Below are 15,768 nucleotides of genomic sequence, written 5' to 3' on the forward strand. Positions count from 1 at the left end.
ATGGGAGGCAGAAAACCCCAGGTTTGCAAGGAAAGGGATCCCGGCTCCGTGAAAATGTTAAGCTATGTAAAAGCGTTTGTTGTTTTCTTATGACTGTTGAGATTTACACCTGGCGTTTTTGTCCCTTTTGCATCCGGGCTAAGCAACTGCTGGATCGCAAAGGCGTGAAGTATATCGAGTACGCCATCGATGGAGACGAGGCAGCACGGGCGGAAATGGCCAAGCGGGCCAACGGCCGCCGTTCGGTGCCGCAAATTTTCATCAACGACCAGCATATCGGCGGCTGCGACGATCTTTACGCGCTAGAGGCTCGCGGCCAGTTGGATCTGCTCCTACAGCAGGCCAGCTAAGCCTCAACTGTATCTCTCATCACTTTGTAGCCTGTTTAACTTGAGCGCGAGCCTGCTTCACCATGGCAATTAAGGTTTGATGGGCGTCCTCGGAGTCCCGCAGGGGGTGGTCGAAGCGGATCCGCAGCGTTTGTACGGCCCCGTCGACCTGCACCCGCAAGTCCATCCCTTCCGGGTCAATGGCCTGCATGCGGGCTTGGGTAACTCCTTCCACCTGGCCAAAGACCCTGGCGTAAAGGGCTATTGCATCGGCATGATCTTCGTTCATGTGCTTGCAGATGCGCTCGCTAACTTGGGGGGTGAGAGGATCGCCCATGGCAGTTGTTTTTAGCTTACAGCCCTCAGTTTAAAGCTCCCGCCAGTCCACAGTAAACTACCCAACCCTACCCCTGGCCAGTACAATAATGCGGCTAACCCAGCGTTAAAAGCGGCGCTCCCGGATAGGCAGCCGTTTAGGTTTCAGAATAAAAAGGCAGGGATCCCTTTCCCTCCATCCCAGAGAACACCAGGGATCCAGGGGATCAAGCTTGTCCTTGGGCCTGTAGCTCCAACAGCTCATCTGCCATATCCAAAAAAGCCTCCCGATCCAGATAGGAGACATCTCCCACCCACTCCCCCAGCTTGACCACATAGACCTCGCTCAAGGTGGGCCGGCGCTGCAAATCGCGGGAATAGGCTTTCACCAACCCGAGCACCGATTGCTTTTTGACAATTCGCCTGTAGCGGGGATCGTCCTTGGCCCGCACACGATAGACGACTCCGGTCTCATCGCCAATTTCCATCTCAAACTGGCGCTCCCGCACCTCTTCAATGTAGAAGTTGCCCTCTTCATCCAGCTTTTCTCGCTCTTCCACCACCACCTCGAAGCGGCGAGTGCGCAACACCTGCCCAAAAAACAATCCCCCGTAGGGAATCTCGCGAAAGGCTAGCTGACGGCGGGAGATAGTATAGAGCGGCCCCCACAGGAAGGGATAGAGCAACGAGAGAATCCCGACCAGGAAGGCGATTGCCCCCAGAAAGGATCCCTCGCCAAAAGCGCGGGAAAGAACCAGCAGCGCCACGCCCACCAAAATGGCTGTGATGATACGGCCCGTGCTCTTGAGGGCATCGCTCCAGTAAGCCGCATACTGAAGGCGCGTTGGCACCACCGGAATCACCGATTCGCATTCTTCTGGGGTTAGCTCCAACAACATGCTCCAAGGATCCTCACAATGCCACACTCCATCTGCAACGGGCCAGACCTTATCTTAAAATGAGGCAGGGGCGCTTTGCCGCCGGGCTTGTCTGCTGCCAGTCCTTGCGCACTTGCCACTTCCATGCCGACAGGATCCCATCTCTCCCCAACCGGCCAGACCATCAGACAGCAGGTGGTCCAGTTGGACGAGGGATCCCGTCGAGACAAGGCTTGGCTGGGGGATGCGGTGTTGAGCTTGTTTGCCCGGCAGTGGCTGCTTGGGCCACCTCAAGACTGGCAAGTGCCCTCCCCGCCCAGTTGTGACCTGAATCGCGCAGAACTCTTCACTTGGCTGACCTCCAACCAATTTTTGTCGGCCTTCAGGGATCCCACGCAGGTTGAGGCGGAAATCGGCCTGGTTTACGAAAAAGAAGGTCTACAAGCAGCGTTTGAATATATCCAGGCGCACCTGCTGCCTCTGTTTGTAAGGCAGGTGAACAACCGCGCCAAAGCCCTGCGTGGCAAACGCCACTAGCCAGTTTCTGAGCGAAGCAAGAGCGCGGCAGGATGGCTGGGCAGGTCGCCTCTTGAGGGGGAAGCAGAGTTAATGGGAAGAAGGGGGATCCACCCAGCGCCCATCGGCTTTGATCAAATCGATCAGCGCCTGGACACCTTCCGATTCCGGCACCCTTTTCACTTCCTCTTTGCCGCGGTAGAGAGAGATCACCCCCGGCGTCTTGCCCACGTAGCCGTAGTCGGCGTCGGCCATCTCTCCCGGCCCATTGACAATGCAGCCCATCACGGCAATGTCCAGCCCCACCAGGTGCTGGGTTGCGGCGCGCACCTTCTGCAGCACTTCCTCCAAATTGAACAGGGTGCGGCCACAAGAAGGGCAGGCCACATACTCCACCATGGTTTTGCGCAGGTTCAGAGCTTGCAAAATGCCGTAGGCCACCGGGATCTCCTTTTCCGGCGCTTCCGTAAGAGAAACCCGAATCGTGTCGCCGATCCCTTCAGCCAAGAGGGTTCCGATCCCCACCGCCGACTTGATGCGCCCATATTCTCCATCGCCCGCCTCGGTGACACCTAAGTGGAAGGGGTAATTCAGGCCCAGGGCATCGAAGCGACGGGCTGCCAGCCGGTAGGCCGCCAACATGACCTGCGGGCGGGAGGCCTTGAAGGAAAGCACCACATTGTGAAAGTCTTGCTCGGCGCAGATTTGGGCAAATTCCAGGGCCGACTCCACCATGCCCTCAGGCGTATCCCCGTAGGTGAAGAGCATCCGCTCTGCCAGGGATCCATGATTTACCCCGATGCGCAGGGCTTTGTTCTGGGCTTTGAGGGTCTGGACAAGGGGGGTGAAGGTTTCCCGGATTTTGTTACGAATGGCCTCAAATTCCGCCTGGGTATATTCTGTGCGACCGGGCTGAGGTTTTTCAAAGATGAACAACCCCGGATTGATGCGCACCTTGTCCACGTATTTGGCCACCTCCAGGGCGATCTTGATGCCGTTGTGATGGACATCGGCTACCAAAGGCACGGGCTTGTAGGTTTGGATCAGCTTCTCCCGAATCGCCTCCATCGCCTTGGCATGGGCCATGCTGGGAACGGTAACCCGCACAATCTCTGAGCCTGCCTCGTGCAGACGGCGGATCCCGGCTACTGCTGCGTCGATGTCGAGGGTGTCCTCGTTGATCATGGACTGTACCACCACCGGGTGCTGGCTGCCGATCAACACATCGGCTACGGCCACCGTACGGGTGGGGCGACGGGGATAGACCGGTTCTGGGTAGGGCTGCTGGGTGGGGGCGTTGGGCCGATCCAGGGTTTGCATAGCTTGGTCAAGCCAAAAGAGCTGCTCTAGCTTGATTGTAGGTCGGAAACTAACCTGGGGTTCGATTCAGCTCAGGGTAAAGGCTGAGGGGTTCAACCCCGAGGATTTCGACGGGATCCCCAACCCTCAGGTGCTTGCCCGCCTCCGTTCTCGGGATCCACGTATTGATCCCAAGGCGATAGAAATGGTCAAAGCGGCTGGCTTCGGCCCAGGGTGGCAAGGTTTTCTGCCGTTGCGCTACGAAGTGCTTTTGAAAACCGGGATAGGCCTCTCCGCTCAGGGGATCCCGGGTGGGCACCACACAGCGGGCGCAGGGGTTGAGGCCCAGCAGCTCCACTTCCCCAATGCGAAAGCGCACCCCTTGATCTGCGCGGGCAAAGAGACGATCCTCCCAAAAGGCAGAGCAATCCGACAGCTCGATATTCATGCGAAAGCGCTGCCGAACCGCTTCCAGGGTCAAGTTGGGGAACCAACCGGCCACCGTCTCCAGAGTGGCTGTGCTGATCAGGGTGGGGCCGTCGGCATAGGGATCGTCTGGAAATCCCCTGACAGGATCCTCCAGCAGTTGCACCGGAAAGCCCAACCAGTGGCTGAGCCAAGTTTGTAAAGCATCCCGCTGCTGCTGCAGGTCAAACTGGGCCGTCTTGCCATCCCCCCACAACTGCACCTGGCCCAACTGGGGATCAAACCGGGCCCGCAGGCGGTGGACCGCAGCATGGCGCTTGCCGTTCACCCGCTTTCCCTCCGCATCCACCAGGGCGTAGCGCCGATCCCCCTCCAAAGTCCCCCCTGCCGTCAGCCTCACCTCAGACAAAGAGATCCCATCCAGGGACTTGATGGGATAGACCGTTAACCTGGCAACCTGGGGCATGGCCTGTCTGCCGGGATCCCTGGGGGTGGGATCCGCCTTAGCTGCTTAACTGTCGGCTTCGGTGGGATGGTCGGTCATGGGGTAGCTGCGGATAAAGTCTCTGGGGGTTACATTTTCTACAAACTTGCGAAAGGCCTCCCGCTCCGCCTCGTCGGCATCCTGGTTCATGGGGATCGAGGCTTCCGCAATGACCTCTTCCACCGTCCAGATGGGAACATGGGCCCGCAGAGCGAGGGCAATGGCGTCGCTGGGGCGGCAGTCGATCTCTTGTTTTTTGTCACCATTCACGGTGACGAGCACCGCGTAGAAGGTGTTATCCAGCAACGCGTGAATGATGACTCGCTCCAGCTTGATCCCCCACGTCTTCCAGGAATTGAGGATGAGATCATGGGTCATGGGGCGCAGTGGCTTTTGGTCGTCCAGGGCCTGCAAAATGGCGTTGGCCTCTGCTTTTCCCACCCAAATGGGCAGGGCACGACGCTCACTGCCATCGCGCAGGATGACAATGGGGTTTTGGTTGACGGCATCGACCGCAATCCCAGCCACATGCATCTCGATCATGAGCAATTGCCTCCAGCCGGTGATCTTGATCGTATCTACGGGCGTCAAAGTTTGGCAACACACCATGAGCTCAGTTGGTAGTCCAGTTGAAGTGGCTTTGATCGGGGGCACCAGCGAGAGCCGCAGCTTGGCCGACGCCCTCAGCCGGCAGGGGATCCCTTGGGTGGCAACCGTCACCACTGAAGGGGCCAGAAGGCTGTATCAGGATTTGCCCGGTCAGGTGGTGGTCACCCGATTTTCGCCGCCATCTCTGGAACAATTCCTGCAAGAGTGCCGGATCCGCGTAGTGGTGGATGCCTCTCATCCTTTTGCCCAGCAAATCTCGCAACTGGCCATCCAGGTGACGGCTCAACTGAGGATCCCCTACCTGCGCTACGAACGCCCTCCTCTGGAGCTGGATCCCTGGGTCCAGGTGGTGCCGGACTGGCAGGGGGTGCTCACAGAGGCGGTGCTGGCGGGGCGGCGGGTGCTGTTGACGGTGGGAGTGAAGGTGCTGCCCCTGTTTGTGCCTTGGCAAGACCGCTGCCAACTGTGGGCGCGGGTGCTGCCGGAATCGGTTTCCCAGGCGGTGCAAACGGGGATCCCTGCCGAGCGGGTGATTGGGATGCGCTTACCCCTCAGCTTTGAGCAAGAACTGCAGCTTTGGCAACAGCTCAGCCCTCAGGTGGTGATCAGCAAAGCCTCTGGGGAAGCAGGCGGGCTGGGGATCAAACAGGCAGTGGCCAAAACCCTGGGGATCCCTCTGTGGGTGATCCGGCGACCCCCGTTGGACTATCCCTGGTGCAGCCAGGATTTGACAGCAGTGGTGCAGGCCTGTAGGCGATGCTTGGAAGGAGCGGGACCTTGAGGTTGCCCAGCTCCAGTCCAACGGGTCAAAACGGCTCTTCGGGGGGCAGGTTGGAGTCGCGGTCTTGACGGGATCCCAGCAATTCCAGCCGATCCACAGCGATGATGGGTCTCTGGCGCTCTTCTCCGGTGGATTTGTCTGTCCAGCGATCGAACTTGAGGCTGCCCGTTACCCCGATGAGGCTGCCTTTGCGCACATACTCTCCGGCCACCTCGGCAGTGCGGCCCCACAGCTCCAGGTTAAACCAATCAGGCTTGTCTTCCCCTTTGCGGAATCGGTTGACCGCCAAGCTAAAAGTACAGACCACCTTGCCTGACTCAAAGTAGCGCACCTCCGGATCCATGCCGGCTCGCCCCACCAAGGTCACCAGGTTCAAGCTCATGGGCAGCTTCTCCAGACCGCTGAGAGATCTAGCCTTTGTTGTAGCGCTCGCAAGGGATCCCTGTCATCTTTTGGCCTGCGACCGTCGGCTTCGGCTCAGAGCCGATTCTTTAGGATATCTACAGATTCAACTGCGGGGATCCCGGTTGATCTGCGGGAAAAGCCTCTGCTCTGATGGACTTGATGCTCGGGATCCGGCTCCGCACCCTGTCGTAAAAGTTTACAATGGCAGAAGCAGTTGAGCAAATGCCAGCCCACCAGACACTCCCACCGGCCAATTGCAGGGCTAGCAGAGCAGGTTCGTTGCTGTGAGAGGACGCATTCGGAAGCATTTCCCATGGAATTCATCTACACATACGCCTGGTTGATCCCCGTCTATCCTTTGGTGGCAGCCTTTCTCCTCGGCTTAGGTATCCTGATGTTCAACGCCTGGACAAGGGCCAACCGCTCTTTGGCTGCCTTTTTGAGCGTGTTCGCGACCGGGACGGCGATGGTTCATGCCTTTGCCCTTTTGGTCAGCCAGGTGCAAGGGCACGAAACCGTCCTCAGAACCCTCACCTGGGCCCAGGCGGGATCCTTCTCGGTGGACATGGGCTTTGTCGTGGATCACCTGAGTGCCATGATGCTGGTGGTGGTGACCACGGTGGCCTTTCTGGTGCAGATCTACTCCCATGGCTACATGGCCCACGATCCCGGCTATGTGCGTTTCTACGCCTACCTGAGCTTATTTAGCTCCTCGATGCTGGGCTTGGTGGTCAGCCCCAACCTGGTGCAGATCTATATCTTCTGGGAGCTGGTGGGGATGTGCTCCTACCTGCTCATCGGCTTTTGGCACGACCGGCAGGCGGCGGCAGAAGCAGCGCAAAAGGCGTTTGTGGTCAACCGGGTGGGAGATTTCGGCCTGCTGTTGGGCATTTTGGGCTTTTACTGGATTTCCGGCACCTTCGCGTTCAACGAGATCGGGCGCAACTTGCAGGAGATGTTGGCTGCCGGAGCGGTGAGCAGCAGCTTAATTGCCCTGTTTGCGGTGTTGGTGTTCTTGGGGCCGGTGGCCAAGTCCGCTCAGTTCCCCCTGCATGTGTGGTTGCCGGATGCCATGGAGGGCCCCACGCCCATTTCCGCTCTCATCCACGCAGCCACGATGGTGGCGGCTGGGGTATTCCTCTTGGCCCGCATGTTCCCGGTGCTGGAAGGGATCCCGGTGGCCATGGACATCATCGCCTGGACGGGGGCGGGCACAGCCTTCTTGGGGGCCACCATTGCCATCACCCAAAACGACATCAAAAAAGGCTTGGCCTACTCCACCATTTCCCAGCTGGGCTACATGGTCATGGCCATGGGGTGCGGCGCCTATGGGGCGGGCCTGTTTCACCTGATGACGCACGCCTACTTTAAGGCGATGCTCTTTTTGTGCTCTGGCTCAGTTATCCACGGCATGGAAGCGGTGGTCGGCCATGACCCGGTTTTGGCCCAAGACATGCGCCTGATGGGGGGGTTGCGCAAATACATGCCGGTTACGGCCATCACGTTTTTGATCGGCACGTTGGCCATTTGTGGGATCCCGCCTTTCGCCGGCTTTTGGTCTAAGGATGAGATCTTGGGCGCTGTTTTTGAACGGAACCCAGCTTTGTGGGGGGTGGGCTTCCTCACCGCCGGCATCACTGCCTTCTACATGTTTCGCATCTATTTCCTCACCTTTGAAGGGGAGTTTCGAGGCACCAACCTGAGACTGCGGCAGGAGGTGGCTGTCAGCGCGGGTCGTCCTGTGCCGGCTTTTGCCTATGTTTTCGCGGGGAAACAGCCGGCCTTTGGCCCCGGAGCCATGAACATTCAAGAAAAACCCCAGCCCAGCAGCCATCCTGAAGCTCAGGAAAACCTACACGATGGGCATGGCCACGCCTCAGAGCCCCATGAGTCCCCTTGGTCGATGACCTTCCCGCTGTTGGCTCTGGCCATCCCTTCTGTGCTGATTGGCCTGGTGGGCACCCCTTTTGCCAACTTCTTTGAAGCTTTCATCCACCCGCCGGCTGAGTCTGTGGCGGAGGCAGGCTCGATTTTGCCGCTGGTGGCAGCAGAGTGGCAGGAGGTGCTGGCGGGCCATTTCGATTGGGCAGAGTTTCTGATCATGGCGGGTAGCTCCGTGGGCATTGGGCTGATCGGCATCACTTTGGCCAGCTTGATCTACTGGCAAAAGCGCATCGACCCGGGCACCTTCCCCCAAAGCCTGCAACCGCTCTACTACTTCTCCCTCAACAAGTGGTACATTGACGACCTCTATGAGCGAGTCTTTGTGCAGGGCACCCGCTTCGTGGCACGGGAGGCGCTGGAGGTGGACAGCCGCATTGTGGATGGTGTGGTCAACCTGACGGGCTTGGTGACCATGGTGAGCGGCGAGGCGATGAAATACCTGGAGAGCGGCAAGGCCCAGTTTTACGCTTTGATTATCTTTGCAGCGGTGGTGGTGATGGTGGTGGCATCAGGGGTAGGGTTCTAGCTCGAAGGCGAGGATGGATCCGGCCCGCTTGGCCAAGGGATCCCTCAGCCTAGAACTGCTGCTATGCTACGGAGCAAGTTGAGCGGATCCCTTGTTGCAATGGCCCCGCGTTCTCTTAAGTCGATTTCGCATCCCTTGTTGGCGGAAAGGCAAGGTCAGAGGGAGCGTGTCTTGGCCCTGAAAAATCAGATCGAAGCGATCCTCTACTTAAAAGGGCAGCCCCTGGAGCTATCCGCCCTGGCCCAGTTGGCCCATTGCAGTCGCGACGAAGCCTACGATGCGCTGCTGGAATTAATGGAAGACTATGCCCATCGCGATTCTGCCTTGGAGGTCTTACAGGTGGAGGAGGGGTTTGCCCTGCAGTTGCGGGAGCCGTTTTTGGAGCTGGCCAACCAGCTTTTACCCCCTGAAATTGGGGTGGGTGCTACCCGTACCCTGGCTACAATCATTCTGCGTGGCCCCCTCTCGCAAGCCGATTTGGTGGAGTTGCGCGGTCAAGGTGCTTATCAGCACGTGGCAGAGCTGGTAGAAAAAGGCTTCGTTACCCGCTATCGCAAAGAAGGCTGCCGTTCCCCTTGGTTGCGCGTGACGGATAAATTTCATCGCTACTTCACAGTAGATGAGCTGGCCAAAAAAGCAGCAGAGGCAGCCTCCTTCCCCGAACAGTAAAAAGGATCCCCGATAAGGGGATCCAGACCAAAAGGATCCCAGCTTTACCCGACGAAGGGATCCCTTCTCAAGCGCCTGTCAAAGTTGGTGTTCGGGCTTTTACTACTTATTAGGCTGAGGGGTGACCCGCAAATAGGGCTTAATTTCCTTGTAGCCTTTTGGGAACTTCTCTTTCAGCACTTCCGGATCTTTCAGCGAAGGCGGAATGATGACATCGTCACCGTCTTTCCAGTCGGCGGGAGTGACAACGTTATACTTATCCGTCAACTGCAGGGCATCGATCACCCGCAGGAGCTCGTCGAAGTTGCGGCCTGTGCTGGCCGGGTAGGTAAGAATGAGGCGTATCTTCTTGTTGGGATCGATGATGAACACCGAGCGCACCGTCAGGGGCAGCCCTTCTTGGTTGATGTTGGTTTGATCCAACATGTCGTAGAGCTGAGAAACCTTGCGGTCTGCATCCGCCAAGATGGGATAGTTCAGGGTGGCGTTCTGGGTTTCCTCGATGTCTTTTACCCAGCCGACGTGGGAGTCCACATCGTCCACACTGAGGGCGATCACCTTCACACCCCGCTTTTCAAATTCGGGCATCAGCTTCGCAACAGTGCCTAGCTCCGTGGTGCAGACCGGCGTGTAATCGGCGGGGTGAGAGAACAGCACCACCCAGCTATCTCCAGCCCAAGAGTAGAAGTCAATTTCGCCGTGGGTGGACTTTTGCGTGAAATTGGGAGCAGTATCGCCAAGTCGGAGAGACATACGCTCTTGATCCTCCGTAAAAGGGTTCAATCCGGTGAGACAGGGATCCGAATCCTTCGATCCGATCCCTCCCGATCTTGCCACATAACTCCACTTTTCCGAGCGGATTGCAGGTGATTTTAAGATTCTTGCTGGCGGGAGGGAGTGCTCCTCCTCTTCCCTGACGCCTTGCGCCCAGGCAGAACGTAAACAATTGCTGCGCGGATCTTAACGTTCCTTAAGTTCTTTGCTGCAGCGGTAGCCCCCTAGAAGTATGCTAGGTAGCACTAGATCCTCTGACGTAAGGTAGGCCATGGAAGAATTGAGGCAAGACGCAGAAACCGTTACACCTTGCAGCTTGGCCACCCTGTGGGCGCAAAAATATGTAGACAAGCTACGGGCACAGGCTGCCTTGGGCGAGCTGCCAGGCGCCCCTCTAGCTGACAAGGTGAAGGGATCTTTGCGCTTTGCCAGCTCCCAGGCCTGGGCGAAGACGGAGCGGCTCTTGGCTGCTGAAATACCGAGGCAGCGGCTGGATCCGGACTTGATTGATCCCTGGCAAATTGCCGAGGATTCCCAGGAGTTATTTGAAAAGGCAGCAGCAAGTTGTGGGGAGGGCCTCTCACCAGCCCGCTTTTCGGTAAAGATCGCGCCATCTTGTGGCCAGCTGCGGGCTCGCTACAGCAAGCCGGATCCGCGGGTACTTGGCTTTTTAAGCATGCAATTTCACTACACGGGGCAAATGGTCCTGCAGGCTCTGCTGCCCCAGGAGCGGGGTCTCTTCCACCCCTACTTGAAGGTTATGGATGACCACCTGTACATGCCTTTGCAGAGGATGTACGAGGCCGCTGCCGCCCAGGCAGGCGATCACTTTTCTGCGCCTTTGGCTGCTATTCAAGAGCTCTTGCCCCTGGTTACCAGCGTGGCAGAGTCCATTTGTGCCGAGGTAGCCCAACGTTTTCCGGACTATCACTGCGAAAGCGGTCCCTTGACAGATCTGAACGTGCGGATTTCCAGCATCCGCGATGTGGAGATGTTTCAGGTGTACTTGGGCCTCTGTGCCCTAGAAGGCAGCATGGCGGCTATCCAGCAGGAGCTGTTTCCCCTCTGTGTGATGCTCTACCCCCCTTTGAAAGTGAGCTGGGAGCTGGTACGGCAGATGCTCAAGCTCTTGGATAAGGTTCTGAGGTCTGGTCTCAGCCAGGCCAGCTATGCCGTCCTGCTGCCCTACCTCCAGGCAGTGCAGGGTATGTTCTCGCTGGAGGTTTTTCCTGAAAATGACCCCATCTGGAGCCATCATCCCGATGTGATGCGCTTTATGGAGACGGCGCAGAATCTGTTGCAAGAATTGCTGGCTCAAAAAGCTTAAAGGCCAGTTAACGCCACCATTCCTATTCCCGCTCGCGACCTCCCAGTTACGCAAGGAAGGGAACATTGGCAGTTGCTGCTCAGCCTGCCTGCAGCTTGGGATCCACCAGCTCGGCTACGAATTGGTGCAGGATGGTGACATAGCGCTCTCTGGCCACCTGCAGCAAGTTGTTGTGATCGGCTCCCTCGATGGGCACCAAGCGTTTGGGATCCCTCGCTGCTTGATAAAGGGTTTCAGCGTGCCAAAAGGGGATCAAACGATCATGGGTGCCGTGCAAAATCAGCAGCGGGCAATTGATCTTGGCCATGCGGCTGAGGTTATCGAAGCGATCGAAGGGCAGCAGCGGGATGCGCGTCAAGACGCGGAAGGCAGTCACGAAAGTAGATTCCAGGATCAGGCCGCCCACTGGTTTTTGCGCTGCCAGGTAAACCGAGGGCCCGCCCCCTACTGATCTTCCATAGACCAAGATCCGCTCCGGCGGGATCCCTTGGGCAACTAGGTAAGTGTAAGCGGCCTCGATATCTTTGTAAGCGCCGGCCTCGGAAGGGATCCCTTCGCTGGTGCCGTAACCGCGGTAGTCGTAGGCCAAGACGGCAAACCCAGCCTGCTGCAGGTGCACCAAGCGGGGCAGGATATCCCCCAAGTCTTCAGCGTTGCCATGGCTATAGAGGAGGGTATAAGCAGCAGCCGGATTGGGCAGATATACCGCTGAAATCTGCAGCCTATCAGAGGTCGTGAGCTTGAGAATGGCGTCCCCATCTCGATAGCTGGCGGGCTGGGGCAGAAAGATCAGCCGCTCCGATTGAAACCAGCCCAGCCAGAGCAGGTAGCCGTACACCACCAGCCCGACCAGCAGCAAGGATCGCCCCACGCGCAGCCATGGGAAGGATCCCCAAACTAGTTGTAGGAGATCTCGGTGGGGCATTGACAGGAAGGCATCGACAAGTAAGTTAAGCTCAATTTGCGGCACTTGCCCAAGGTTCTGCGCTGCTTACAGGCAACCCCTTTCCCATAAGGGAAGAGGGGAGCAGGAAAACTGCATCCTTCAGGGCTCCGCTTGAGAGAAAAAGCATTTCCAGGCACAAACCCCAATCCAGTTGACAAGGGTGTGGGCGACAATGGTGACCAACAGGTTTCCCGACAGCCACAAGCCGATCCCCATGAGGATGCCGACCCCACCGGCCCAGACGGCATAAGGCCAGCCTTGCCATCCCAACCAATGCAAGACGCCAAACAAGAGGCCACTCAGGAGGATCCCGCCTGTCCACCCCAAGGGGCTGGCCACCAGCAGGGACATCAACACGCCGCGAAACAGCCATTCCTCGCTCCAGCCCGGCAGCAGGCCCACCCAAAAGACATCTCCCCACCGCAAGGGATCCGCCACCCAGTGTAAATAGGCAGTGGCTGCCCGACGATAAGCCGGCCAGAACCGGTAAACCCCCCCGCTGAGCAGAGCCACCCCTAGCCCCAGCCCCGTTCCCCACGCCAAGGCCAGGGGATCCCAGCGAAACGGCACAGGGAAGGAGGATCCCAGCCCGATCCAGAGACCCACAACGAGAGCCGAGAACAGGGTGGTGATGCCCATCCCGTTTAAGATCTGTTCGCGCGTGCAGGGCTGGGTCTGGGAAGTCATGGAGGGGGATCCCTGTACTTTAACCCTATTTTTTAGGGTAGAGCGGATCTCGAAAACAACGGCTACCGAAATCCGCACTGGCATTCGGAAACAGAGCTACAGGGGCAGCAGCTTCTGCTGCGATCTTCACGGAACCTCATCAATCCCACCTCAGGTGCTGTTTTAGCAACTGGCCGTGCTGAGTCGATTGCTCCACCCAAACCGCAACTTGATCAGGACTGAGAGCCGAACCCTCTGAGTAGCAAGCCAACCAGGCTCGGTGCAGGGCTTCAGGATCGGTGGGTATCTCCTGCACATCCCAGCCGGGCATGCCCAATTCCCGAAGCAGTGTTTTCACTTTGGGATCGTAGCTGAGACCAAAACAGGCGCAGCCCTCTGCCGCCGCCATCACCAAACCGTGGTAGCGCATGGTGATCGCCAGCCTGACGCCCCGAAAGACTCCTTTCAACAAACAGGGATCCCGAATTTCCAGCACTTGGCTGTGGTGGGGTAGGCGCTGCTGAAGCTGCTGAGCCAAGCGGTAGTCTGGCCCAAGGTCAGGGGATCCGGGAGGGGCTAGCTGGAAGGGCACGAAGAGAAGATGTGCTCCCGTGGAAGCCTGGAGACGCTGTAAACCCTGGCTCAAAGCTTCTAGACAGGCTCCGGTCAGTTGCGGATGGGGACGCAAGACCACAGCAATACGGGGCTGAGGCCACATTTCCCATTCCGGCAAGGTTTTGGACGGTAAATCCCAGACGGGATCCGGAGCTACCTGGTGAGGGATCCCCCACTCTTGCAGCCATTGGGAGGCAACTCCATCCCGCACACTAATGGCCGTGCAACCTGCCAGAGACCGGCGGGCCAGTGCACGAATCCACCCTCGCTGCAGCGGCCCGATCCCTTGGGCCCAGGCAACGGTTCTTAGCCCCCATCGCTGGGCTAGGCCCATTACCCCCAGGTAGTAGAGAGGGCTGCGCCAACTGGTGCGATCCTGCAGCAGGCCACCTCCACCCCAGATGAAAGCCTGGGCCTCCTGGAGACAGCGCCGTAAAGCCAAACTGTTGAAGCGCGGATAGGCCAGCACCCCATAGGTGGCAGCCGTTTCGGCAGGGCGACGGGAGAGCACCACCGGCTGTACGGGGCTGGGCAACTGCTCTAGCTCTCGTAAGAGAGCCAGCAACAACGCCTCATCGCCGGCATTGCCGTAGCCGTAGTAGCCACAGATCAAAACCTGTGGCCGTTTCATCGAGTCCATCTGAGTAACAGGGATCCTAACTCACCCACAGAGTCCTGTGAGGTTGGAAAAGGCCGCGACGGCAAACCCTAGTTGGATGATGACTCCCTGAGCCATTGGATCAAATCGGCCAGGGTTTGGAAGTCCAACAGCGCTTCTGCCAAAGCCTCCAGTTGCTCGGTAGGTAAGAGGCGGATGGTTTCAGACAGGTCTTCCGGCAAAGATCCCAGCTTGCGCCGCAGTTGACTCAGAGTCAGTCGAGCTGCTTCTTGCTGCAGACCTTGCTGCAGACCCTGTTGCAGACCCTGTTGCAGACCTTGCTGCAGACCCTGTTGCAGACCTTGCTGCAGACCTTCCTCTCGACCCTCTTTGAGGGCTTCTGCCCGCCACATCTGGTAAATCACAGATTCCCGCACAGCCAGACCTCCCAGTACCCTGCTAATTTCCTCTGGCGTCCATGTTAATCCTGCCAAAACAGCAGTGGCCGCTTTCACCTCTTGCCGTAGCTTTGGATCCTCTATCTCTGCTATTGCTCTGGCCACTTGGCGGAGTCGCGGCTCCGGGTTTTCCGGATCTGCCAACACGGCTAAAGGCAGGAGTCCTGGATATTGAGATAGCACCTCCGGATCTTGTTCCCACAGGCGCAAGACCTCAAAGCGATGAGAAAGGGATCCCCGTTGAAAAGAGGTTTGGTACGCCCGTTCTGACTGGGTTTTTCTCAGGTAGATGACAATCTGCCGCACTTCCTGGGCAGGATAGCGGCGGTAGAGGCGCAGGCAATAGTCGGCCATGCGGAAGGGGATATCGGGATCCGGGTCGGTTTGAAACTCCAGATGCAAAATTAAGTTTTGGGCCCGCAGCAGGATAAGAGAGTCCGCTCGGATGGGCTCGGTGGACAGCTCCGTCGGCTGTAGCTGAGCCAAGGAAACAGGGGATCCCAGCAGCCACCGGGCAAAGGACTCGGGGAACCATTCCACCAAGTACTTGCAGACGTTATCGTAGGCCACAGGATCCCTTTCCCAAAAAGCCGCAGAGAGGCAAAACGACCAGCCCCTTCTCCCGAGGGTCTCTCTGCCGAGATCAGCCGTAGTACCCTTGGTTGATGCGGTTTTCCAGTTGGTTAGCCCCTTCCTGATACTCGCCAAACACGAAGTTCTCGGCGTTGGCTTTGATCAGGGCCTTTTGCTGCTCTGTCAGGCCTGAGATCTGCAACATGTCTTCCAGGCTCTTGTAGGGGGCATTTTTCACCAGGATGCGAGCCAGGGTGGGATAGAAGCCCGGCAGTTGGCGGTAGTTGCGCAAGATGGTGTTGTTCACGTCAATCGGAGTGTCTAAGTGCTTCACCGCGGGAAGCTCTGCGGCCCTGGCCACAACAGGGATCCCCAAGGGAGTAAGGCACAGACAGAGCACCAACAAGATACGAACCAAGATGGACAGCAGCCAACGCATAGCATCACTTCTCCAAGCAGAATCCAAAAGGCTCATCTGTATGTATAGGTCGCTAGCATTCTCCGACCATCTAGTGTCTCATCCCCTCTACCCCGAATCGAAGGCCAAGACAGGATTTGGATCCCGACAGAAACAATTTTTAACAACTATGATCAGGAGACAGTCTTTCTTGCCATTCCTTTCGCGGCTGA

18 protein-coding genes are annotated in these 15,768 nt (G+C 57.9%); 6 read left to right on the forward strand and 12 right to left on the reverse strand.

Going from position 1 to position 15,768, the window contains the following annotated elements; genetic code table 11:
• The first annotated feature begins 89 nt into the window (after positions 1–89).
• Entirely contained in the window at positions 90–350 is a 261-nt protein-coding gene (gene grxC / locus NW816_RS06120; RefSeq protein ID WP_011431797.1) for a glutaredoxin 3, read from the forward strand.
• A gap of 19 nt (positions 351–369) precedes the next feature.
• Here the strand turns inward: grxC and NW816_RS06125 are convergent, their stop codons facing one another.
• Together NW816_RS06125 and NW816_RS06130 are read right to left on the reverse strand one after the other, a co-directional pair.
• The gene (locus NW816_RS06125) at positions 370–666 is read right to left on the reverse strand and encodes a DUF2470 domain-containing protein (RefSeq protein WP_011431796.1); all 297 of its coding nucleotides are present in this window, start codon (positions 664–666) and stop codon (positions 370–372) included.
• Positions 667–871: 205 nt separating this feature from the next.
• Positions 872–1,543, reverse strand: coding sequence for a hypothetical protein (locus NW816_RS06130; protein ID WP_414408586.1), 672 nt, complete (start codon positions 1,541–1,543; stop codon positions 872–874).
• Positions 1,544–1,618: 75 nt separating this feature from the next.
• Between NW816_RS06130 and NW816_RS06135 the strand changes: the two genes are divergently transcribed.
• The gene (locus tag NW816_RS06135; RefSeq protein ID WP_414408587.1) at positions 1,619–2,059 is read left to right on the forward strand and encodes a hypothetical protein; all 441 of its coding nucleotides are present in this window, start codon (positions 1,619–1,621) and stop codon (positions 2,057–2,059) included.
• Between the two features lie 69 nt (positions 2,060–2,128).
• Here NW816_RS06135 and ispG read toward each other — a convergent pair whose 3' ends face one another.
• From ispG to NW816_RS06150, 3 genes are read right to left on the reverse strand one after another with little or no spacing between them, the layout of a single operon-like run.
• On the reverse strand, positions 2,129–3,358 hold the full coding sequence (gene ispG / locus NW816_RS06140) for a (E)-4-hydroxy-3-methylbut-2-enyl-diphosphate synthase (protein ID WP_414331679.1): 1,230 nt from the start codon (positions 3,356–3,358) through the stop codon (positions 2,129–2,131).
• A gap of 49 nt (positions 3,359–3,407) precedes the next feature.
• Positions 3,408–4,229 (reverse strand): MOSC domain-containing protein, encoded by an 822-nt coding sequence (locus NW816_RS06145; RefSeq protein ID WP_414381660.1) that lies wholly within the window; start codon positions 4,227–4,229, stop codon positions 3,408–3,410.
• Positions 4,230–4,274: 45 nt separating this feature from the next.
• Positions 4,275–4,790 carry a bifunctional nuclease family protein gene (locus tag NW816_RS06150; RefSeq protein ID WP_011431791.1) on the reverse strand — a complete coding sequence of 172 codons (516 nt, stop codon included), beginning with the start codon at positions 4,788–4,790 and terminating at the stop codon, positions 4,275–4,277.
• On the opposite strand from NW816_RS06150, the gene NW816_RS06155 reads away from it, so the two are divergent.
• Positions 4,789–5,637: a cobalt-precorrin-6A reductase gene (locus NW816_RS06155; RefSeq protein WP_414408588.1), complete on the forward strand. Its 849-nt coding sequence runs from the start codon at positions 4,789–4,791 to the stop codon at positions 5,635–5,637. The two genes, NW816_RS06150 and NW816_RS06155, sit on opposite strands and share 2 nt — an antisense overlap.
• Positions 5,638–5,662: 25 nt before the next feature.
• Here the strand turns inward: NW816_RS06155 and NW816_RS06160 are convergent, their stop codons facing one another.
• Complete coding sequence (locus NW816_RS06160) at positions 5,663–6,019, reverse strand: single-stranded DNA-binding protein (protein WP_414408589.1); 357 nt, start codon at positions 6,017–6,019, stop codon at positions 5,663–5,665.
• A gap of 336 nt (positions 6,020–6,355) precedes the next feature.
• On the opposite strand from NW816_RS06160, the gene NW816_RS06165 reads away from it, so the two are divergent.
• Positions 6,356–8,512 (forward strand): NAD(P)H-quinone oxidoreductase subunit 5, encoded by a 2,157-nt coding sequence (locus NW816_RS06165; RefSeq protein ID WP_414408590.1) that lies wholly within the window; start codon positions 6,356–6,358, stop codon positions 8,510–8,512.
• 171 nt (positions 8,513–8,683) lie between these two features.
• Positions 8,684–9,181, forward strand: coding sequence for an SMC-Scp complex subunit ScpB (scpB, locus tag NW816_RS06170; protein WP_414408591.1), 498 nt, complete (start codon positions 8,684–8,686; stop codon positions 9,179–9,181).
• Positions 9,182–9,283: 102 nt separating this feature from the next.
• Here the strand turns inward: scpB and NW816_RS06175 are convergent, their stop codons facing one another.
• Complete coding sequence (locus NW816_RS06175; RefSeq protein ID WP_414408592.1) at positions 9,284–9,934, reverse strand: peroxiredoxin; 651 nt, start codon at positions 9,932–9,934, stop codon at positions 9,284–9,286.
• Between the two features lie 292 nt (positions 9,935–10,226).
• Here NW816_RS06175 and NW816_RS06180 point away from each other — a divergent pair, with 292 nt between their 5' ends.
• Entirely contained in the window at positions 10,227–11,282 is a 1,056-nt protein-coding gene (locus NW816_RS06180; protein ID WP_414342724.1) for a hypothetical protein, read from the forward strand.
• A 79-nt stretch (positions 11,283–11,361) separates the two neighbouring features.
• Here the strand turns inward: NW816_RS06180 and NW816_RS06185 are convergent, their stop codons facing one another.
• From NW816_RS06185 to psbU, 5 genes are all read right to left on the reverse strand, one after another.
• A complete protein-coding gene (locus NW816_RS06185; protein WP_414408593.1) occupies positions 11,362–12,153 on the reverse strand; it encodes an alpha/beta hydrolase in 792 nt (263 codons plus the stop codon).
• Positions 12,154–12,327: 174 nt separating this feature from the next.
• A complete protein-coding gene (locus tag NW816_RS06190) occupies positions 12,328–12,915 on the reverse strand; it encodes a lysostaphin resistance A-like protein (protein WP_414408594.1) in 588 nt (195 codons plus the stop codon).
• Positions 12,916–13,054: 139 nt separating this feature from the next.
• The gene (csaB, locus tag NW816_RS06195; protein WP_414374379.1) at positions 13,055–14,140 is read right to left on the reverse strand and encodes a polysaccharide pyruvyl transferase CsaB; all 1,086 of its coding nucleotides are present in this window, start codon (positions 14,138–14,140) and stop codon (positions 13,055–13,057) included.
• A 77-nt stretch (positions 14,141–14,217) separates the two neighbouring features.
• Positions 14,218–15,135, reverse strand: a complete 918-nt coding sequence (locus NW816_RS06200; RefSeq protein WP_414374380.1) for an Rpn family recombination-promoting nuclease/putative transposase — start codon at positions 15,133–15,135, stop codon at positions 14,218–14,220.
• A 73-nt stretch (positions 15,136–15,208) separates the two neighbouring features.
• On the reverse strand, positions 15,209–15,577 hold the full coding sequence (gene psbU, locus NW816_RS06205; RefSeq protein WP_414408595.1) for a photosystem II complex extrinsic protein PsbU: 369 nt from the start codon (positions 15,575–15,577) through the stop codon (positions 15,209–15,211).
• Positions 15,578–15,768 lie beyond the last annotated feature (191 nt).

Source organism: Synechococcus sp. W55.1 (genome assembly GCF_047461655.1).
Lineage (GTDB): Bacteria > Cyanobacteriota > Cyanobacteriia > Thermostichales > Thermostichaceae > Thermostichus.

What these genes read in the sequence shown, in the direction of transcription:
- NW816_RS06125 (WP_011431796.1), bottom strand. Translation starts at nt 666, where the DNA reads ATGGGCGATCCTCTCACCCCCCAAGTTAGCGAGCGCATCTGCAAGCAC.
- ispG (WP_414331679.1), bottom strand. Translation starts at nt 3,358, where the DNA reads ATGCAAACCCTGGATCGGCCCAACGCCCCCACCCAGCAGCCCTACCCA.
- grxC (WP_011431797.1), top strand. Translation starts at nt 90, where the DNA reads ATGACTGTTGAGATTTACACCTGGCGTTTTTGTCCCTTTTGCATCCGG.
- NW816_RS06155 (WP_414408588.1), top strand. Translation starts at nt 4,789, where the DNA reads ATGAGCAATTGCCTCCAGCCGGTGATCTTGATCGTATCTACGGGCGTC.
- NW816_RS06150 (WP_011431791.1), bottom strand. Translation starts at nt 4,790, where the DNA reads ATGATCGAGATGCATGTGGCTGGGATTGCGGTCGATGCCGTCAACCAA.
- NW816_RS06165 (WP_414408590.1), top strand. Translation starts at nt 6,356, where the DNA reads ATGGAATTCATCTACACATACGCCTGGTTGATCCCCGTCTATCCTTTG.
- psbU (WP_414408595.1), bottom strand. Translation starts at nt 15,577, where the DNA reads ATGCGTTGGCTGCTGTCCATCTTGGTTCGTATCTTGTTGGTGCTCTGT.
- NW816_RS06180 (WP_414342724.1), top strand. Translation starts at nt 10,227, where the DNA reads ATGGAAGAATTGAGGCAAGACGCAGAAACCGTTACACCTTGCAGCTTG.
- NW816_RS06175 (WP_414408592.1), bottom strand. Translation starts at nt 9,934, where the DNA reads ATGTCTCTCCGACTTGGCGATACTGCTCCCAATTTCACGCAAAAGTCC.
- NW816_RS06190 (WP_414408594.1), bottom strand. Translation starts at nt 12,915, where the DNA reads ATGACTTCCCAGACCCAGCCCTGCACGCGCGAACAGATCTTAAACGGG.
- NW816_RS06130 (WP_414408586.1), bottom strand. Translation starts at nt 1,543, where the DNA reads ATGTTGTTGGAGCTAACCCCAGAAGAATGCGAATCGGTGATTCCGGTG.
- csaB (WP_414374379.1), bottom strand. Translation starts at nt 14,140, where the DNA reads ATGAAACGGCCACAGGTTTTGATCTGTGGCTACTACGGCTACGGCAAT.
- NW816_RS06160 (WP_414408589.1), bottom strand. Translation starts at nt 6,019, where the DNA reads ATGAGCTTGAACCTGGTGACCTTGGTGGGGCGAGCCGGCATGGATCCG.
- NW816_RS06145 (WP_414381660.1), bottom strand. Translation starts at nt 4,229, where the DNA reads ATGCCCCAGGTTGCCAGGTTAACGGTCTATCCCATCAAGTCCCTGGAT.